Genomic DNA, 2549 nt, shown 5'->3' with positions numbered 1-2549 from the left:
TCGCTGATCCCGAAGTCGGTCGCGATCTGTTTGATGGTGACGCCGCTCTCACGACGTCTGGCGACCGCGACGACGTCCTCGCGGAACTCTCTGGGATAAGGACCGGGCATGATGACATCCTCCCCGCCAGCGCCTCCCGGCACTAACGCTCAGTTGTCACCGGTTCGTTCCTCACGCCCCTCCGCTAGAAACGGGAACCCTGAACAGGGTCTACTCCAAGTCGGCAGGGAATGCTGGTCTCGCATTTGCCCTCGTGGACGCCGCTTTGCTCGAAGGCCGCCTGTCGCCAAGTGGCGATGGCCGGCTGGCAAGCAAAGGGGATCTCTGGTCACCGGGTCTGCGAGCCGTTGTCGAAACGCATCTGGAAGATCTTGATGAAGAGAGCAGGGAAGCTCTTGAGGTCATTGCGATTGTCGGTGCTGCTGACATCGGAACGGTCCGCAAGCTCGTTGAGTGGGACTCTCTCGAGTTGTTGGAGGAGCGCTCTCTCATCGCGTTCCTGCCCGACGACCGAAGTAGCCGGGTGACCGTGGTCCCGCCGATTCTCGCCGAGTATTTCCGCCACCAGAACATCATCGCCCGAAGAACTCGCCTGGTGGAACTCATCGTCGAGCGAATCGGCTCAGCAGAATCTGCGTCAGCAGTCCTTGCTGAGCGGTCCGCTGCCCAAACCATCGGTCATGAGGCCGTGTTTGCCGGGCTCGTTCGCGAGCGGGCAAGAGCCCGGCGGCTTGTGACATCAGTGGAGTGGGAAGAGCATCCGAGCCCTTCGAGCGCGACACGTTACATCGCCGCGCTCATTGAGTCGCACTCCGCCATGGTCGAGGAAACTGTCGAACTAGTCCTCGCTGCAACTGACCCGTCGCTGGGAGACCCCGAGAGCATAGCGAAGTTTCTTGCGCTACAGGCGAACTGGGTAGCGCATGTTCACGGGGACATCGAAGCCGCGGTTGGCCTGCTTCGTGGACGAAGCGAGGACCTCGGCCCGTATGCACGCATTCTCGACGCGGCTGAGGTGTCAGTTCGGACGTATCTCGACCGGGTGCCCGAGGATTTTCCTGCAAAGCTCGAACTCGTCGACGGCTTGCCGGTGTCGGTTCAGCTTGCCCTCCTCGAAACGCAGATGCTGGTACTCGTAACCGGCTGCCGTTTCAGCGACGCGAGGAACGTCTTCCAGATGATCGAGACGTTGGACCCTCAAGCAAGCCGCACTCAGCCCAGGGTGCTTCTCGGGTTGGCACTTCTCGGGCAGGGCCTGCACTCGGAAGCCCTCCGGGTACTCATGAACGGTTTCGAAGAATCTCGTGGCCGGCTCGACACGGAAGGAGTGCGGGGCTTTGGTGCAGCCGCTGCAATCTGCCACACGCATTCCGGAGACTACTCGGCAATGGATGAGTTGCTCGACGCCGTCTTCGTGGTAGGCGAGCCAACGCCTTTCCCGCCTGGGGCGCAGATTGCGCTGCTCACCGTCGCAGCCAATATGGCCTCGCGCCGAGGACAGACACTCCTGGCAGAACGGTATGCCGGCGATGCGCAACGCTACAACCTCGCTGATGGCCCGCTACCCGGTCAGAGTCTTGCATGGCCGGTATCCCAGCTTCTGATTCTCAACGGGAGGCCCGCGGAGGCTGCAGACGAGCTCTGGTCCTCCGGAGAGCAGCTTTGGCACCGGAAGGCCTACTTCGCGAGCATCCTGAGCATGCTCGTCGCGCTAGAGATCAAACCCGACGCTGAACGCTTGCTCGTTGCACAGCGCCACCTGGAATCGATCCCCGAGGCCGCTGCTATGCAAGCACAAGGAAAATATGTTGCGGCACTCCACGACCATGATCCGCGAGGCATGATGAATGCCGCCGCCGAGCTAGCCCAGACGGGACGATTCGGGCTCGCAGTAGGTGCCTGCCAGCTGGCGGCACAGTGGTATGGCGAGTCCGGAGAACATGAGCGGCGACTCCAGGCGCTCGAGTATGTGTCTCGCATCAGATCGGACGCAGGAGAAGTAGATCTTGACGTCCTGCGCTTCAACTCCTACCGCACCGTGCTTTCTGAAAGAGAACTCGAGGTCGCAGAACTTGCAGCGGCCGGGCTGACAAACAAGGAGATCGCGACACAGCTAGTGATCAGCGTACGCACTGTTGACAGCCACATGCATCGCATCATGCGCAAGCTTGACGTGCCGAATCGCAGGTCACTGAGCCACCATCTCGGGCAGGGACGATCAAGGCCATGAAGCCAGGCTCCGGGAAAGAAGAACTTCCTCTCTCGACGCTCCAGACCTCACGGCGCAAGACCCTGAATCCGACCACCATCACTCACAACACTTACGTCAGGACTTCAGGCCACCTATAGCGAGCAAGTCACTACTGGTTTGCTTCCCGGAGGTTACGTAAATCAACTCGCTCTGACCTCGCTGCGTTAGATGAATACACCAGAATTGATCTAACGCAGCGCGCCGAAAGAGCCGGCCAAAAGGGAGATGTTGGAGTGCATTCTGTGAGCTGGCTTGACCTGATCCGCGTTGAGTCTGCCCCCCCCCCCCCCCCCCCCCC

1 protein-coding gene is annotated in these 2549 nt (G+C 60.7%); it reads left to right on the top strand.

All coding sequences use genetic code 11. From position 1 onward, the window contains the following. Positions 1–253 precede the first annotated feature (253 nt). Positions 254–2230, top strand: coding sequence for a LuxR family transcriptional regulator (locus XM48_RS00105; RefSeq protein WP_156174874.1), 1977 nt, complete (start codon positions 254–256; stop codon positions 2228–2230). The last annotated feature ends 319 nt before the right edge of the window (positions 2231–2549 follow it).

It is taken from the genome of Leucobacter sp. Ag1 (assembly GCF_000980875.1).
Lineage (GTDB): Bacteria > Actinomycetota > Actinomycetes > Actinomycetales > Microbacteriaceae > Leucobacter > Leucobacter iarius.
This window is presented reverse-complemented; position numbering and strand designations above follow the sequence as displayed.